This window comes from Prevotellamassilia timonensis (assembly GCF_021531665.1).
Lineage (GTDB): Bacteria > Bacteroidota > Bacteroidia > Bacteroidales > Bacteroidaceae > Alloprevotella.
In genome coordinates this window covers 1-248 of record NZ_JADYUH010000227.1, presented here as the reverse complement: position 1 = coordinate 248, position 248 = coordinate 1, and the positions used below count along the sequence as shown (strand labels likewise).

The 248-nt window shown below is 63.3% G+C and carries 1 protein-coding gene; it reads left to right on the top strand.

Going from position 1 to position 248, the window contains the following annotated elements:
• The coding region (locus I6E40_RS10870; RefSeq protein ID WP_235387302.1) for a virulence-associated E family protein at positions 1-248 on the top strand (248 nt) is incomplete at both ends.

Genomic DNA, 248 nt, shown 5'->3' with positions numbered 1-248 from the left:
CCTCCCCGCCTGGGACGGTCGCGACCGCGTCGGAGAACTCGCGGCGCGTATCTCCTCGGATGAACTCTGGAACCAAGTGTTCCGCCGCTGGCTGCGCGGCGCGGTGAAGGGTTGGCTCGGCGAAGAAGAAAGCGCGGATGTGTATGATTGTCAGATAGCACCGCTGCTGGTCAGCGAGCGCCAGGGACTCGGCAAGAGTACGTTCTGCCGCATGCTCCTGCCGAAGAAACTACGCGCCTACTATACCG